Source organism: Demequina sediminicola (genome assembly GCF_000975055.1).
In the GTDB taxonomy this organism is placed as follows: Bacteria; Actinomycetota; Actinomycetes; order Actinomycetales; family Demequinaceae; genus Demequina; species Demequina sediminicola.
Window position 1 is genome coordinate 249,343 of sequence record NZ_BBRB01000001.1, and the last position, 16,405, is coordinate 265,747.

The 16,405-nt window shown below is 60.8% G+C and carries 11 protein-coding genes; 2 read left to right on the top strand and 9 right to left on the bottom strand.

The features are described from left to right. Positions 1-264: 264 nt before the first annotated feature. The 7 genes from AOP79_RS01195 to AOP79_RS01225 all read right to left on the bottom strand — a co-directional run bounded on the left by AOP79_RS01195 (position 265) and on the right by AOP79_RS01225 (position 12,000). Positions 265-2,649, bottom strand: coding sequence for a hypothetical protein (locus AOP79_RS01195; RefSeq protein WP_152647950.1), 2,385 nt, complete (start codon positions 2,647-2,649; stop codon positions 265-267). Between the two features lie 611 nt (positions 2,650-3,260). Further along, positions 3,261-4,391 carry an AbiH family protein gene (locus tag AOP79_RS01200; RefSeq protein ID WP_062069656.1) on the bottom strand — a complete coding sequence of 377 codons (1,131 nt, stop codon included), beginning with the start codon at positions 4,389-4,391 and terminating at the stop codon, positions 3,261-3,263. 203 nt (positions 4,392-4,594) lie between these two features. Beyond that, positions 4,595-5,680 (bottom strand): redox-regulated ATPase YchF, encoded by a 1,086-nt coding sequence (gene ychF, locus AOP79_RS01205; RefSeq protein ID WP_062069659.1) that lies wholly within the window; start codon positions 5,678-5,680, stop codon positions 4,595-4,597. A 150-nt stretch (positions 5,681-5,830) separates the two neighbouring features. Further along, positions 5,831-7,564, bottom strand: a complete 1,734-nt coding sequence (locus AOP79_RS01210) for an ABC transporter ATP-binding protein (RefSeq protein ID WP_062069661.1) — start codon at positions 7,562-7,564, stop codon at positions 5,831-5,833. A gap of 2 nt (positions 7,565-7,566) precedes the next feature. Further along, positions 7,567-8,550, bottom strand: a complete 984-nt coding sequence (locus AOP79_RS01215) for an ABC transporter permease (protein ID WP_062069663.1) — start codon at positions 8,548-8,550, stop codon at positions 7,567-7,569. A 47-nt stretch (positions 8,551-8,597) separates the two neighbouring features. Continuing rightward, entirely contained in the window at positions 8,598-10,115 is a 1,518-nt protein-coding gene (locus AOP79_RS01220) for an ABC transporter permease (RefSeq protein ID WP_062069665.1), read from the bottom strand. A gap of 142 nt (positions 10,116-10,257) precedes the next feature. Continuing rightward, on the bottom strand, positions 10,258-12,000 hold the full coding sequence (locus AOP79_RS01225; RefSeq protein ID WP_062069667.1) for an ABC transporter substrate-binding protein: 1,743 nt from the start codon (positions 11,998-12,000) through the stop codon (positions 10,258-10,260). 302 nt (positions 12,001-12,302) lie between these two features. Here AOP79_RS01225 and AOP79_RS01230 point away from each other — a divergent pair, with 302 nt between their 5' ends. Next, positions 12,303-13,661: a DNA recombination protein RmuC gene (locus AOP79_RS01230; protein WP_062069669.1), complete on the top strand. Its 1,359-nt coding sequence runs from the start codon at positions 12,303-12,305 to the stop codon at positions 13,659-13,661. On the opposite strand, the gene AOP79_RS01235 is transcribed toward AOP79_RS01230, so the two are convergent. Next, positions 13,658-14,635, bottom strand: a complete 978-nt coding sequence (locus AOP79_RS01235) for a 4-hydroxy-3-methylbut-2-enyl diphosphate reductase (protein ID WP_236683194.1) — start codon at positions 14,633-14,635, stop codon at positions 13,658-13,660. The genes AOP79_RS01230 and AOP79_RS01235 overlap by 4 nt on opposite strands. A 31-nt stretch (positions 14,636-14,666) precedes the next feature. Here AOP79_RS01235 and xseA point away from each other — a divergent pair, with 31 nt between their 5' ends. Then, on the top strand, positions 14,667-15,926 hold the full coding sequence (gene xseA / locus AOP79_RS01240) for an exodeoxyribonuclease VII large subunit (RefSeq protein ID WP_062069673.1): 1,260 nt from the start codon (positions 14,667-14,669) through the stop codon (positions 15,924-15,926). Here the strand turns inward: xseA and AOP79_RS01245 are convergent. Next, a complete protein-coding gene (locus AOP79_RS01245) occupies positions 15,923-16,357 on the bottom strand; it encodes a hypothetical protein (protein WP_062069675.1) in 435 nt (144 codons plus the stop codon). The genes xseA and AOP79_RS01245 overlap by 4 nt on opposite strands. Between the last annotated feature and the right edge of the window lie 48 nt (positions 16,358-16,405).

Sequence of the window (16,405 nt, forward strand, 5' to 3'; positions counted from 1 at the left end):
GGCATGGCCGGATGGGGGCCTGTGCAAACAGGCAAAGCCCCGGGTCGCCAACACGCGACGACAACCCCCGAACGGGCACGCATAAGCACGCTGCCCCTCGAGCGATGCGACGGGAAGCTGCGGCTACACGTTAAAGCGGAACTCCACCACGTCCCGTAGCCGAATAACCTCTGGTCGCAATCGGCTATCGACTGAACCGCCGCCTAGCCGAGCTCGTTACCCTCAGGTCGAATGGCCAGTTTCGGGTGCGCCGCCACCCGTGGACTAGTTATCAGTGAAACGGATCACCTTCGAAGCATCTCCCGGCCAAACGACGAAGTACTCGCCTACCTCAACTCTTACCTGCGGCTCGTCCCCGCCCTGCACATCTTCGAAAACCCCGACCGCTATAGATGTACCTGCGACTGGCACCAACCCCTCCTTCTTTTCAGGAGCTCGGCAGACATTTAGCGTTGTCCTACCGTCGAACAGAATCGCCTCTCCACTCAGCACTGAAGTTTCGAAGTGGGATACGGTTCTCAGTACCTCTCTAAACCCGCTCGAGTACCACCCGTCCGAATCCTCCATACCTCCGCAAGGAGTAAGTAGGACGTAGTGTGCAGCTTCCTTTCCGAGCGCATCGATCGACTCTCTGATAGTCCGACCAGACGGTTCAAGTAGTCTGCCCTGGATAGAACGCAGCGCCTGGACGATCTTCGCGTCCTCGCTCTCCATGAAGCCGCGGGCGATCATCGTGCCGAGCTCTGCCGGGTCGGCGTAGGTGCGGTTGAAGGTCTTTTCGACGAGGTAGTGCCTCGGTACGCGCAAGTTCATCCCGAGAATTGGGGTGGATGAGTCTGCGTGATCTGGAATGGCATTCGTAACCGGAACCTTGTCCGTGATTCGCTCGCCGCCTTCCAGAGCCTGCCTTAGCGCGATTCGCAGCGCATCAAATCGGGCGTCAGAAAGAGGTTCACTTGCCAAACGCTGGTCTTCGGAGCACTGCCACTTGGCAATCTCATCGCGGAGCCGCCCCTCCAATTCACGCTCGTTCCTGCCTAGTCCGTCGCCGGAGTCCTTGAAGAGCTCGACGAGCCTCTGGTACTCCGAAGCGGTCTCTTGGTCGCGAGCCGGCGGGAGCGTTCCACGCGATGATGTGAGAGCGGCCAACTGGGCCTTGTCGACGTAGTGCGAGAGCTCTAGCACCTGCGCACGGGAGGTGCCGCCGGACTTCATTTCCCACCAGTCCCAGCGGCTGAACGGGTTTGCGCCTCGCTGCGCCAGTCTTCGCGCAGCGAGAATCTCGTCGATTGTCCCTCGAGGCGAAACCAGTTCCCGTAGGACGGCATTCGACGGGTCCCGTTTGTCCTTCTTGTCGGCAAGGTAATCTAGCCAGCCTGCGAGAACGAGTTGGCCCGCTCTGACTTGTGGCCGGTGGATGTTGAGCCTATCGGAGTACTCGAAGAGTCCGCTGAGTTCCTCTGCGGCGAGAACTGCAGCACTGACGCTTCCCGCGTCCAACGCGAGCTTCACCATCTCAACCATTGCCCAGGTGGCGCGGCTCGCGAGGTCCTCACGCGGTTCGGGAGACGAAAAAGCGGCAAGATTCTGAACGCAGACAACTATCCGCGAGGCAATGTGCTCGTACTCGTCACCCCCTACCTGCAGGACGTCTGACCAGATTCTCGTGAAACTGCGGAGACATTCGTCAACGTACTCGGTCGGACCAGTACGAGGCGCTTCAAGTGCCCTAGTCATGGCTAGACCGACGAAAATTCCGGCAACCCGGGGCGATAGGACAGCGTCCCTCTCGACCTCTCCTACGCTACGAAAGAGCCAATCCTCACGGACGCGCAGAGAGCGACGAGACGAGTCGAGGCCGTCCGCTTGAGCGGTCCAAACACCCCGCACAACGGCGCCGAGTAACTCGAGGGCTCGCTCCGCAGTGGCAAAAGCGCCGGAGCGAAGGTTAGTCCCAATCGCGTCTTTCAGGTTCGCGATCTCACGGTCAGTCTCCTCATCGGGCGTCACTGCACCAGAGGGCTCAAAATCGACACTTGCCTGCAACACTTGGATCACTCTGTCCTGCGTCGGTTCGTCGAGCGATTCGGACATGATGATCCGAAACGCAGTCTCGCCAAGGCGAGTTCGATCGCCGGGCTCGACGTCCAAGAGGACTCTCGGTGCAGAGTAAATGCCGACTTGCTGGGGCTCGGTTACGCGAGTTTCGTTCGCACGGGGCGCGAGCAGATCGAGTGCTTGCCGCACCAAATCTGGCCTTATAGCCTTGATAACAGCGCCAACGCGTGGAACTGGTACTCGGACTGTGACGGTCGCGGACCCTAGATCCAAGTGCGACCAACCAGAAGCTACAAGGCCGTCCAGCTGACGCGTCGCCTCGGCATAACTGCGCGCCACGTCTTCAAAACGGCTGGATAAGGCCCCAACAAGTGACAGCTTCACGACCTCGTCCAGCAGGGACGGGTGCCCGAACAACTCCGTAAGCCTCACCGTCGATCGCACCAAGAACACGACTGTCGGCAAGAACCAGAAGAGTGCGACGCCGAGGACGCCGAGCTGGCTCGACAGCCAAATCGTCTCGATGGCGATGACTATGTTTCCGACTAGCCCGATGCCGACAAACCGGCCTGCGCCGATGTACTTGAGCACTCTGCCTCGGGAGGCCCCGATTGCAAGCGGAGCTTCGGCGAACAACTGCGCAGCTATGGCAACGCCAGCGAATCCGACTGACAGGAAAGTGGTCTGCACCTGCCACAAGGCCCCATCACCACCGGGGGCAGCTGAGAGGCGTGCTGTGAGCCAATACGGGTCACCGGTCTGGTGAGCGAGAGCAAGCAATGTCACACTGATGAAGAACGAGACACCAAGCAAGACTGGGCCACGCCATCTCCTAAACCGCCTGGCGAGCGACGTAGTCCATGCCATACCGCACCCCTCTCTGGTCCGCCTTTGCAAACTTTAGCGGCGCACGCCGCAATCGGCCGTACCTCGCCGGAGAACCTCGTTGAGCAATGTGGCGATGATCGCCCTTCGCCGCAGTACCGTGCCCGCCGCTACCCGATGTCGACCGCGCACCGCTTGCCGAGGGGCTCGATCAAACAGCGGTTGAGGTCTAACCTCGGCGGATGTGGTTAGTGCTGGGAGCCCCGCCAAAGGTTAGACCGGAACTACAAACTGAAACGAAAGTCGACCACGTTCCAAAGCCGAATAACCTATGACTGTCCAGGCCCGCAACGACCCGGAATCGACGAAGGCGCGCCTCAGACGGAGTCCCCAGCGGGATCATCCTCCCGGCCCATGCCAAGCCATACGTGGTCTGTAGCACTGCGAAAGGGAATGACGCAGATCTTCTCGCCCAACTCATGCTCTTCTTTACGCTCCACGCCAGCCACTTTGAAGAACGTGCCCAGCGCGTCGTCAATCGCATCCTGGCGGTCCTCTGAACTCCACCAGTACAAGACAAGCGCGTTCTCCCTGTCGGCGCGAAGCGCCTGAACGATCATCTTCCACCACCACTCGTCCGTCGCGCCGAGCGAACACCCGAACACAACGAAGACAGAGGTGTCATCAAACAAGTGCTGGTACTTCACATCATTTTGCGCCCAGTACGGCTTGCTGATTCGCTCTCGGCGTCGATCACGTGAGTCCATGTCACCGGTCCCGAACAGCAGCGATCGTGGAATGTCTTGATACCCGTGCGGATGGACTACCTCCGTCACGAGGTAGCTCGAGGACTTGTAGTTCCATCCCTTGCTGGCCCTGAGCCTCCGCGGATTGGTATCGAATCTGAAGTTGGTAGCGGCGGTCGAATGTGGGCGGGGGTCGAACTGCTCTTGGTCGAGGTACAGGTAATTATCTAGTAGCGCCGTGAAGTTAAGATTGATGAAGTAGAAGTTGAAGAGATCGTAGTTTGCCTTGCGGCTCCCGAACGGAATCTTCGCGAGTTCGTCCGCGTCTTCGATGTCTCGGAGAAACGAGGACAGGCACCGCTTGGACCAGCCACAACTCATCGCATCGTCATTGAGCCGTGCGAGCACAGAGCTATCAGAAACCAGATTTAGGAACTCCGAGAACTCGTGCTGGATCTCGGCGAGCGCCTCACGGATTCCGAAAGTCCCGCTGTCGCGCACAAGGTCAGCGACACAGTCCTCAACATCACTCCAATTCGCTTCCTGCCCAACGCGTCTGCGAGTCATCTCCTGAATGATGGCGTTGTCGCTACCGACACGTCTCATCTGAAGGAAATGGTAAAAGTCCTGATAGCGCGTCGAGGGTGCTCGCCCGTACTCGGCCAGCACCTGAATGTCGAACCCATTTCCGACCAGCGCCATCACGTTGAACTGCTGGGTGACTGTTCCACCCACCAGCGCGCTGTAGTCCAAGTACGCCATGCCACCCCTGTCCGCAAAACTGTTTCTCAATACTGACGGACCCCGGAGCCTCCGCTACTCGAAATGGACCGCAGCTGATTCTTCCCAGGTGCTCGCGACCACCGCAACGCGCTAACCGTGCGCGCCGCTCACTCTCAAGCAGCAACGCTACCGAGTAGTGAGGCGACGCGGCTCACACGGTACGTCCAGCCCCCTGGCTCGGGCTACACGTTAAAGCGGAACTCCACCACGTCACCGTCGTGCATGACGTAGTCCTTACCCTCCATGCGCACCTTGCCCGCAGCCTTGGCATCGGCCATCGAGCCGTACTGCATGAGGTCGTCGTAGGCCACCACCTCGGCCTTGATGAAGCCCTTTTCAAAGTCCGTGTGGATGACTCCCGCGGCCTGCGGTGCTGTCCATCCCTTGCGGATGGTCCACGCACGCGCCTCCTTGGGACCGGCGGTGAGGTACGTCTGTAGGCCCAGGGTGTCGAAGCCAATGTGAGCCAACTGCGAGAGCCCGGACTCGGACTGCCCTGTCGATTCAAGCATCTCGCGAGCCTCGTCCTCGTCGAGCTCGATCAACTCTGACTCAAACTTGGCGTCCAGGAAAATGGCCTTTGCCGGTGCGACCAAGGCCTCCAGCTCGGCCTTCTTGGCCTCGTCAAGCAAGCCAGCATCGTCCGTATTAAAGACGTAGATAAACGGCTTGACCGTCAACAGGTTGAGCTCGCGAAGGTCGCTATTGTCGAGGCCCGCAGCCGCGGCGCCAGCAAAGAGCGTCTGACCAGCCTCAAGAATCTCTTTGGCCTGAGTGACCGCAGCAAGCTGCTCCGCAGGCGCGCGCTTGATCTTGACTTCCTTCTCCAGGCGCGGAAGGACCTTCTCGATGGTCTGCAGGTCCGCGAGGATCAGCTCGGTCGAGATGGTCTCCAGGTCACCGGCCTCATCGGTAGAGCCGTCGACGCGCGTCACATCAGTATCAGCGAAAGCACGCGTCACCTGACAAATGGCGTCAGCCTCGCGAATGTTCGCCAAGAACGCGTTACCTAGACCCTCACCCTCGGATGCGCCCTTCACAATGCCCGCGATGTCGACGAAAGACACTGTTGCGGGGACCTGCTTCTCCGACGAGAACACCTTGGCGAGTTCGCCCAGGCGCGCGTCCGGAAGGGGAACCACACCCACGTTGGGTTCGATCGTCGCGAACGGGTAGTTCGCGGCAAGAACCTCAGCGCGCGTCAGAGCATTGAACATGGTGGACTTGCCAACATTGGGCAGTCCGACGATTCCGATAGTAAGAGCCACGGGCAACAAGTCTAGTTCTTTGCGCGCACCGCCGTGTGCAGAGCCTGCAGGCCACTGGCGACTGTACGCCCTTACAACTCCGCACAGTCACCGGATACGCGTCAGGGCCGCCCGCGAACGGACGGCCCTGACGCGACTCAAACTCACGGACTATCGACTGCTCTTGGGTGTCTCCGCATCGATGTGCAATCCGAAGTCCTTCTCTCCAACTTCCTTCAAGAATGCGTGGCGAGCCTCACGGCGCTCACGCTGCTCGTCAGGATGAGGGACCGGAGCGGCCATCAGTAGTCGCTTGGTGTACTCCTGTTGCGGGTTACGCAGAACCTGTTCACGGTCGCCCTGCTCAATCACGACACCGTCCTTGAGCACGACGACGCGATCGGCAAGGGTATCGACCACTGCGAGATCGTGACTCACGAACAAGCAGCCGAAGTTGTACTCCTCCTGAAGCGCCGTGAACATCTGCAACACAGCGGCCTGGACAGAGACGTCCAATGCCGAGGTAGGCTCATCAGCCACCAGCAGCTCCGGATCGAGACTCAAGGCACGGGCGATCGACACGCGCTGACGCTGACCACCCGAGAGTTCGTGCGGATAGCGGTTCGCTACCGAGCGCGGCAGTTCAACCGCCTCAAGCAACTCGGCCACCTTCTCGCGGCGAGACTTCTTGTCGCCAACGTCGTGGACGTCCATCGGCTCAGAGATGCAGTCACCCACGGGTAGGCGTGGATTCAGCGAGCTCGCCGGGTCCTGGAACACCACGCCCACACGCTTACGCAACGCCTTCAGCGGTGCGCGCTTCATCTTCGTGATGTCCTCACCCAGAATGGCCACCTCACCCGAGGCTGCGGGGATCAGACCCAGCGCTGTACGCGCAATCGTGGACTTACCGGAGCCGGATTCGCCCACAAGGCCAACGATCTCGCCTCGAGACACGCTGAGTGACACATGGTCGACTGCACGGAAAGGCTCCTTGCCCTGGCGGTGGAACTCCACCACCAAGTCAGTGACCTCCAGAGCCTTGGGGCCCTCGGACTCCACCGGCGGAGTCTCGCCTCGCGCGCCCAACCGCGGAACGGCTGTCAACAAACGCTTGGTGTAGTCATGCTGGGGGTTGACGAGAACCTCGTGAACAGTGCCCTGCTCAACCAAGTCGCCCTTGTACATGACGGCCACACGGTCAGCCATGTCCGCAACGACACCCATCGAGTGCGTGATCAGCAGGATTCCCGTGTTGAGTTCATCCTTGAGGGAACGCAGCAGATCAAGAATCTCCGCCTGAACGGTGACATCGAGGGCCGTGGTCGGCTCATCCGCGATGATGACCGTCGGGTCACAGGAGAGCGCCATCGCGATGACAATGCGCTGGCGCTGACCGCCTGAGAACTCGTGGGGGTACTGGAAGAGGCGTCGCTCAGGGTCAGGGATGCCCACCATGCGTAGCAACTCGATCGCCCGGGCGTCAGCTTCTTTACCGAATGCCTTGCCGTGCAGTTCGAGTGCTTCCACCATCTGGGTCCGCACAGTCAGCACTGGATTCAAGGCCGTCATCGGCTCCTGGAACACCATCGCGACGTCATCGCCACGCATCTTGCGCAACGCGGAGCCCGACATCTCATCCACGCGCTTGCCTGCAACGCTGATTTGGCCGTCAATGGACGCGTTGCGTGGCAGGAGTCCGAGTGCGGACGTTGACGTCACCGACTTACCTGATCCAGATTCACCCACGAGCGCGAGCACCTCGCCGGGCTTCACCTCAAGCGAGATGCCCTTCACGGCATGGACCCGACCGAACTCGGTGTTGAACTTCACATCAAGGTCGGTGAACGACAGGACCGCTCCGCCGTCAGGCTGCTGTTCGGTCGTGTTGTCAATTGCGGTCATGATCAACCGTCCTTACCCTGGCGGGGGTCAAATGCATCACGCAACCCGTCACCAATGAAGTTCACGCTGAGCGCGATCGCGAGAATGAAGAGACCGGGGAACCAGAACAACCATGGACGCGACGTGAACGCCGTCTGGTAGTCGCTGATGAGCGAGCCCAGTGAGATGTCCGGAGGCTGGACACCAAAGCCTAGGAACGACAACGAGGTCTCCAGCAGGATGGCCGATGCGATGGCGAAAGTTGTCGCCACGATGATCACGCCGATGGTGTTGGGGAGGATGTGGCGCAAAATGATGCGCCAGTTGCCGGTACCAATGGCCTGGGCCGCAGAAACGAACTCCCGTTCACGCAGCGAAAGCACCTCACCACGGACCAGCCGGGCAAGACCTGTCCACGTCACCGCGGCCAGCACCAAGCCCAAGGCCCAGATTCCCGAGCCGCTCGCGATGCTTCCCAGCACCGCAGCAAACACCAGCAGGGGGATGATGATGAAGAGGTCAGTGACACGCATCAAGAGCGACTCGGCCCAGCCACGGTAGTAGCCGGCCACTGCGCCGATGATGGTGCCGATGATGGTCGATCCAATACCCACGATGAAGGCGATCACCAGCGAAATCTGGGTGCCGCGCATCACCAAGGCAAAGTAGTCACGACCTGTCGTGTCCTGGCCAAAGGGGTGCTCGCCCCAGGTCAGCCATCCCATGGTGGGCCGCCCACCGTCGACGACGGTGCCCGTGGTGGCGAAGTCCTTGTCCCACCAGCCGGGGATCGAGCCAATACCGATCGAGCTAAACGCGAGGACAGTGATGAAGATCAACACCGCCAGTCCCGCGAGAGCGCCCTTGTGCCGGAAGAAGCGCCGGCGTACTAGCTGGCCCTGGCTGAATGACTTCTCAGCGAACTTGACTTCCTCAACCTCGCCACCTGCGTGAGGCAGTGGCTCAGGAGCTCCTTGCATTGCGCTGTCGCGCCGGTCCTCACTCATGAGCACCTCCGTTCATACGAGCCACGAAGTAGTTGCTTGTCATGTCACTACCTCCTGATCCGCGGGTCGAGGGAAGCGTACGCAAGGTCAGCGATGAGGTTCATCAAGACTGCTGCGGTTCCCGTCACCAGGAAGAACGCCATCACCGGGTTGGGGTCGACATGCTCAAGGCCTTCCTTGAACATTGCGCCCATACCCTTCCAGCCGAACACCGTCTCCGTGATGACCGCACCGCCAATGAGTGCCGCGAAGTCCAGCGCCACGATGGTCGTGATCGGGATCAATGCGTTGCGGAACGCGTGCTTGACGATCACGGTGCGCTCCGACAGGCCCTTGGAGCGGGCGGTGCGCACGTAGTCCTGATTCATGGTCTCGAGCATCGAGGAACGTGTGTAGCGCGAGTAGGTCGCGACCGAAATCAACGTCAGCAGGATCGACGGCAAGATGAGCTGGGTTCCCCAGTCCAGCGTCGTCTCCCAGAAGTCGCCTTGGAAGTTTGGCGTCGAAGCACCGATGGTCGAGATGGGACGCGGCTTGAGGTCAAGGAAGCCGGCCCACGCGAACACCAGGTGATCCAGGAAGGTCATGCCCGCCATGAAGATGGCCGTGACAACCGACAAGCCCATCGCTTGTCCACGCGAGTAGCCGCCCCAGAAGTAGCCCACTGCGAGCCCCACGAGGATCGCGGACACCAGCAGGCCAATGAGAATCCACCAGTTGGGTTCAGCCAGAACCGGCTGGAGCGCGAAGTACAGCACCGCACCCACGCCCACGGTCGTCAGCGTCGAGTACAGCACTCGCTTGTTGCCGAGGCCAGTGATCAGTGCGGTGAGACCCACGGCGAACGCCGCGGACACCAAGACAACAATGACCGGTCCGAGCGCGGGGCTCCGCCACCAGCCGACGTACGTGAAGTACAGCAAGGCGGCGATCACGAAGATGGCGGTGGCGCCTCCAGTGAAGAGCCGACGTTTGATGTGCCCACCCATGATGCCCTGCAGTATGAACCCGAGTATCACTCCGGTCACGATCGCTTGCAGGACAGATATCTGTGGGTCGGCTATCCAGTCATTGAACCGGATCGCGCCGTACTCCTTGAGGAGCACCGCTGCCCAGAACACTGGCAGCGAGAAGAAGAGGAACGTCAGGAACGTCACGACATAGTCAAAGCCGGAGTACTGACGAATCGCGGTAATGATACCGACGAGGACACCGATGATGATTGCGGCGAACGTGGCAATGGTCACCAGGCGCAACGTTGCGCTTGCCGACTGCTGCAGAAGTGACAGTACGTCCGTGCCGGAACGGTCGGTTCCAAGGTCACACGCGCCGTAGAAACAACCGGCGACACCTGTGAGCCAGCCCCAGTAGCGTTCGTACCAGGGAAGCTCAAGTCCCATGGTGTCGATGCGCCCCTGGATCAGGACGTCGCGGTTATTCGCGGTGGACTGGCGAAGGTCCTCGAGCGGGTCGCCCGAGTTGATCACCATGACATACAACAGGAGTGAACCGACGAGAAGAACTCCGAAGGAGATCGCCAGCCGCCTGAGGATATAGCGGGTCATAAAGAGACTTCCTCTTGAACAGTGAACTGAATGCGCACTTTACCGCCATTGGTCATAGTGCGAATACAGCCCACATGAAACCGGTGGGGGTGGGGCGATGTGCCCCACCCCCACCGGCGAGTGCTGTGCTAGAAGGTTAAGCCTAGCGGACCCACTCTTCAGCGTTCCAGACGATCGCGGACTGCGACGGGTTCGGGATCACGTTCTGGATCGACGAGTCCCAAGCTGCGACACCGGGGTGTGCGAACAGCGGGATACCGTGCAACGAGTCCCACAGCTCCTTTTCGATCACGATGGTCTCTTCAAGCTGAGCATCGGAATCGAGGGTGCTCGTCAGAGCGTCCCAAGCAGTGTCGACAGTCTCGTTCGAGTACAGGGTGTAGTTCTGCGGACGCTCGGTCGCGTAGATGTTCTGACCCGAAGTGATCTGGCCGGAACCGGACCAGGCGAACATTGCGACGTCGAAGTCACCAGCACCAAGGTCGTTCGAGAAGAACTCGGCCGAACCGTTGTCGACGATCTCGAAGCCAGCCTGGTCACAGGAGTCCTTGATCAGGGCAGCCACGTCGGTACGACGGGGGTTCGGGGTGTTGTAGCCAAGGCGAACCTGGACCGGGGTCTCAACGCCGGCTTCGGCAATCTTGGCTGCAGCGCCTTCGATGTCGACCTCGTCGTAACGGCCGTCGTACGAACCAGCAACGATGTCCTCGTAGCCTTCCTGGAAGGGAAGACGCTCGCGAGCGTTCATGACCTCAGCCTCAGGAGCAACCGGAGCGATCAGGTTGTCAACGATGAGCTGACGGGGAACACACATGGCGAAGGCTTCACGCAGCTCCAGGCTGTCAGCGAATGCTGCGCCCTCACCGAAGTTGAAGTCGAGGTGCTCCCACACGAGGGTGTCGAAGGTTCCCACGGTGACGGTGTCGCCAATGGCCTCAAGCTGGTCGAGGGTGTCAACCGTGGCCTGGGGCTCAATCACGTTGAGGTCACCGTTCTGCAGTGCCTGCACGTGCGTGTCGGCAGCAGCGAAACGGAAGGTGAGGTTACCGGTGGCAGGTGCATCGCCCCAGTAGTTCTCGTTGGGAACGAGAGTCAGCGACTGGCCAGCTTCCCACGAACCGTAGGTGTAGGGGCCCGAGGACAGCGCAATTGCGGGGTCGGGGAGTTCACCTGCGGTGGGCGAAAGCCATCCGGTGTTCCAGAACTCAGCAACGGGAGCCAAGGTGTCGGTGTCGCCGGCCTGGATAGCGGTCACCATCTCTTCGAGCGTGATGCCGCCCTGCTCCGCTGCGATGTGAGCGGGGAAGTCGACGACAGTCGTCAGAAGGTAGTCCGGGTACGGGTTGGCGTACTCGATGGTGAAGGTCTTTCCACCGGGCTCGCCCTGCGGGCCATCGACGACGCGCTCGCCGTAGTCCACACCACTGACGTGGTTGAACATCGGTGCGTCGTCAACGGTGAGTGACTGTGCAGCCCACGTGAGGAGGACGTCCTCGTACTTGATGGGCTCGCCGTCGGACCAGACAGCGTCTTCGTTGATGGTGTACTCGACGACCATGGGGTCTTCCGAGATGAGCTCAACGTTTCCAAAGTCCTCATTGACCTGGATGGCGGAGTTCTCATCGAAGTACGTAAACGTCTGACGCACGCGCTCGTTGATCACCGAGTTGTACGTCGAGTAAGTGTCGGGGGTGAGGTCGTTGTAACCATCCCACTGGTCTTCACCAACTGACACAAAGATGGTGTCGTCGTTGGAACCAGTTGCGCTGTCCGCCGTGGGGGTTTCGGAGGTTTCCTCTTCACCACTGTCCGACGTGCAGGCGGCCAGTGTGAGCGTCGCGGCGGCAAACAACGCCACCGTCTTTCCCATCGTGCCGATCTTCATACCTATTCCTCTCGCAGCACGCATCATCGATGCCTCACGGGTAGGGGACGACATCAATGTGCGTGTAGGGCAATCGGGGAGTTTCCCCGCTTGTAGTGACAAGAGTAGGAAATATGGCCGAATGGTCAACGCCAAGTTCAGGGCTTGACCATGGATTGTTCCTTAATTGTGACATTTTGACCGTGCGGTCAACATACCTGGATTCGCTCCAAATGCCCTGGTCTCCGTTGGTGCCAGGCACATATCGGGCACGATGTCTGGGACTTACGTCCGATGTCAGTCCCGCGTGCGACAGTGTCCTCATGGCTGAAACTCTTCTTGTCGTGCTCGCTCTCGCCGCTGGTCTTGCCGTCGGGTACGCGCTCTCCGCACGCCGGGCATCGGCCCTCCGCAGTGACACCGCGGTGGCCCAGGCGCGTGCTCAGCACCTCGAACAACAGATGGCGGCCGATGCCTATGCGGCCCGGGAGCGCGAGGCACACTTGGTTGCGGAGCACGAGCGCTACGTCGCCCAGGTGCGTGGAGACCAGGAGCTACTGCGGCGCGAGTTCGAAGCACTGTCCGCAAAGACCCTGCGGGCCTCACAAGAGTCGCTGCTTGAAGTGGCACAGGAGCGCCTCACCAGGGAGCGCGAAGTCAGTGATGCTGCACTCGCTCGCCGCGAAGAGTCCGTGAAGAACATGGTCGAGCCTCTAGCCAAAGCGCTCGAACAGATGCAACGCCAGTCGAGCGAGGCCGACAAAGCGCGATCCTCCGGCCAGGCGCAACTCTCAGAACAGGTCCGGCAGATGCTCGAGGCCTCCGCGAAACTCGACCAACGCACGTCCGAATTCGTCAATACTCTGCGACGCTCAGACGTGCGCGGCAATTGGGGTGAAGTCCAATTGCGTCGCGTTGTCGAACTTGCCGGGATGGTCCCCTACGTCGACTTCGTCGAGCAAGAGTCGGTGCGCGACACCGACGGCACAGTGATGCGTCCTGACATGACCGTCAAACTTGCAGGCGGCCGCACGATCGTCGTGGATTCCAAGGTTGCACTCGCAGCGCTCCTCGAGGCGTTCGAGACCGACGATGAAAATGTCCGTGCAGAACGGCTCCAAGCCCACGCACGTCACGTCAAGCGCCACGTCGACGACCTCGCGGCGAAGCGCTATTGGGATCAGTTCGACTCCGCCCCGGAGTTCGTCGTCATGTTTGTACCCTCGGAGGCGTTCTATCAGGCCGCGCTCGAGCAAGACCCGCACCTCCAGGAGTATGCGTACGGCAAGCGGGTCTTCATCACCAGCCCCACAACCCTGGTCGCGATGCTCCGCACCGTGGCCCATGCGTGGAAAGAGGATGCACTCGCCAAGAATGCACAGGATGTCCTCGCCACCGGGCGGGAGCTCCACAGCCGACTTTCCACTATGGGTGATCATCTGGCCAAGGTCGGACGCTCAATTGAAGCCGCAGGCAAGGCCTACAACAACACTGTCGCATCGCTAGAGTCTCGCGTCCTCGTCACGGCACGGCAGTTCGGACAGATGCAACACATCGATTCCGAACTCAGCAGTCCAGCACAGGTCACCACCGAAGTACGGTCCCTGGCCGCCCCGGAAATCGCGGAGAGCCATGGGCCGCTCCACGGAGACGAAGCGCGCGAGGCAGAGGAAGGTCGCTAAGCCTTCATCGCTTGGTCAGCAGCCTTGAGATCGGCACGGATCTCGCGGGGCAACGAGAACATCAAGTCCTCGGTGGCGGTCTTCACCTCGTCAACGTCGGCATAACCCAATCCCGCAAGTCGCTCAAGAAGGTCGCGGACCAGGATCTCAGGCACCGAAGCACCGGAACTCACGCCCACCGTTGTCACACCCTCGAGCCACGACTCGTCCATCTCCGAAGCGCGGTCAATGCGGTAAGACGCATCAGCACCCGCCTGCAAAGCGACTTCGACAAGGCGCACCGAGTTCGACGAGTTCGCCGAACCGACAATGATGACCAGTTCACACTCCGGGGACAACTTCTTCACAGCCACCTGACGGTTCTGCGTCGCGTAGCAAATGTCATCGCTAGGCGGGTCCTGAAGGTTGGGGAAGCGAGTCCGGAGGCGGCGCACCGTCTCCATCGTCTCGTCGACTGAAAGAGTGGTCTGCGACAGCCACACAACGTTGTCGGGGTCAGGAACCTCGACGAGGTCAGCCTCTTCAGGCGAGTTCACCACGATGGTGTGCTCAGGAGCCTCACCGGCAGTTCCCTCAACTTCTTCGTGCCCGTCGTGGCCGATCAGCAAAATGGTCTGCTCGTCGCGAGCGAATCGCACTGCCTCTTTGTGGACCTTCGTCACCAGCGGACAGGTCGCATCAATGGTCAACAGGTTGCGCTGCTCTGCGCTGTCACGCACAGCTGGAGAAACCCCGTGTGCAGAGAACACGACGCGAGCGCCCTCGGGCACCTCATCGGTCTCATTCACAAAAATGGCGCCGCGTTCCGACAGAGTCTCCACCACATACTTGTTGTGGACGATCTCCTTACGGACATAAATCGGCGCCCCATGAAGTTCAAGCGCCTTCTCGACAGCAATCACGGCACGGTCGACACCGGCGCAATAGCCACGAGGGGCAGCAAGGAGGACACGCTTGGCAGAAGTCTCGGGCATGTGTCCCATCCTACGTGGCACGCTAGGACTCGTGACCGACCCCACGGATGCCTCGACCTCCCACAGGGCGACCCTGCCCGCAACAGCGGCAGAGACATCGCCAGAACGCCCGTGGCCAGTCCGACACCTCTCGCCCAAGATCCGTGATTACGTGGCCCGACTGCCCGAGGTCTGGATTGAGGGTCAGGTCCTCAACGCGAAGCGCTGGAAGCACATGGTGTTCCTCACGCTGCGCGATACCGACGAACAGATGTCGCTCAAGGTCACGGTTCCCGCCAGCCAGGTCGATGCGCTTGGCATGCCGTTCGAGGACGGCGCCCGCGTGGTGGTTCACGCCAAGCCATCCTGGTGGGTCAAGAACGGCGATCTGCAGATGGCCGGCGACGCCGTCAGAGCCGTCGGCCTAGGCGACCTGCTCGCGCGCATCGAAATGCTGAAGGAGGCCCTCGCTGCAGAAGGCCTGTTCGACCCCGAGCGCAAGCGCCCCCTCCCCCTCGTTCCCCGGCGCGTCGGACTCGTGTGCGCCAATCAGGGAGATGCCGAGCACGATGTGATTGAGAACGCCCAGCGCCGCTGGCCGGCCGTGCAATTCACAGTGCGGCGTGTCACCGTCCAAGGTGCGCGCTGTGTGCCTGAGACCACGGCCGCTATCGCAGCCCTGGATCAAGACCCCGACATCGATGTGATTGTCGTGGCCCGCGGCGGCGGGTCGTTCGAGGACCTACTGCCTTTCTCAGACGAAGCGCTCGTGCGCGCAGCAGGTCGCTGTGAAACACCTCTGGTGAGTGCGATCGGCCACGAAAAGGACGCGCCACTGCTCGACTTGGTTGCTGACTACCGGGCCTCCACTCCCACGGACGCTGGCAAGCGCATCGTCCCAGACGCGGAAGTAGAACGCGCCATCGTGTCCCAAGCCGTGACCGATGCCATGGCGGCCCTACGTGCACGCATTCATCGCGAGCGCGAGGGACTCGCACAGTTTCGTTCCAGGCCCGTGCTGACACACCCGCAGCGCATGCTGGATCCGTACAAGGAGCAGCTCGCTCAGGCTCGGGAATCGTCGCGGCGCGCGCTCGTGACCTCCCTCGATCAATCACAAGCTGTCATTCGCGAGTGGGGAGCATCGCTACGTGCACTCAGCCCACAAAGCACTCTCGACCGCGGCTACTCAATCGTCAGGGACTCCTCAGGCGCAGTGGTGACTGACGCATCGGCCCTTTCCTCCGACGCGTCACTGCACATCCGGTTCGCCGACGGTAGCGCCGATGCCACCGTCACCGAAGTCCATTAGCCCGCGGCAATACCCAACTTGCCAAACACCTTGGCCGCGCCGCCCTTCGAGGACAGACGCTCGCGGGCTGCGCTGGAGTACTCCTTGCCGAACTTGCGAGCGAGCTTGGCAATGATGGCGTCAGGGACCTGAGGGTTCGCGATCAGTGCGTAAACAACCTCCGGCGTCCGGTCGGTGGCGAGGTCAATGTAAATATCCTCGGGCATGTCCGGGCGCGGGTTGCGAGCGAGTCCGGCACGCACCGTCGCAGACTCATCCCGCGTCAACTTCAAAAGGATGGTGAGCGGCGTCTTGGGGTGTGCTGCGGCGGCGGCACGAATCATGGCTTCGTCAGAACGGGCGAACTGAACGAGTTCCTGATCGGACAGGTTCTCATCCATGTCCTTGAGGCTCGCGAGAGCAGTCTGACGAGAGTAGTTTTCACTAAACATATTCACTCCGTTGTGAATGAAAGGGGAAGGCAACCTTCTCATGGGGCG

Bases quoted from the DNA above. Each gene is read 5' to 3' on its own strand.
- AOP79_RS01200 (WP_062069656.1), bottom strand. From the start codon at position 4,391: ATGGCGTACTTGGACTACAGCGCGCTGGTGGGTGGAACAGTCACCCAG.
- AOP79_RS01220 (WP_062069665.1), bottom strand. From the start codon at position 10,115: ATGACCCGCTATATCCTCAGGCGGCTGGCGATCTCCTTCGGAGTTCTT.
- AOP79_RS01235 (WP_236683194.1), bottom strand. From the start codon at position 14,635: ATGCCCGAGACTTCTGCCAAGCGTGTCCTCCTTGCTGCCCCTCGTGGC.
- AOP79_RS01215 (WP_062069663.1), bottom strand. From the start codon at position 8,550: ATGAGTGAGGACCGGCGCGACAGCGCAATGCAAGGAGCTCCTGAGCCA.
- AOP79_RS01245 (WP_062069675.1), bottom strand. From the start codon at position 16,357: ATGTTTAGTGAAAACTACTCTCGTCAGACTGCTCTCGCGAGCCTCAAG.
- AOP79_RS01230 (WP_062069669.1), top strand. From the start codon at position 12,303: ATGGCTGAAACTCTTCTTGTCGTGCTCGCTCTCGCCGCTGGTCTTGCC.
- AOP79_RS01210 (WP_062069661.1), bottom strand. From the start codon at position 7,564: ATGACCGCAATTGACAACACGACCGAACAGCAGCCTGACGGCGGAGCG.
- AOP79_RS01225 (WP_062069667.1), bottom strand. From the start codon at position 12,000: ATGAAGATCGGCACGATGGGAAAGACGGTGGCGTTGTTTGCCGCCGCG.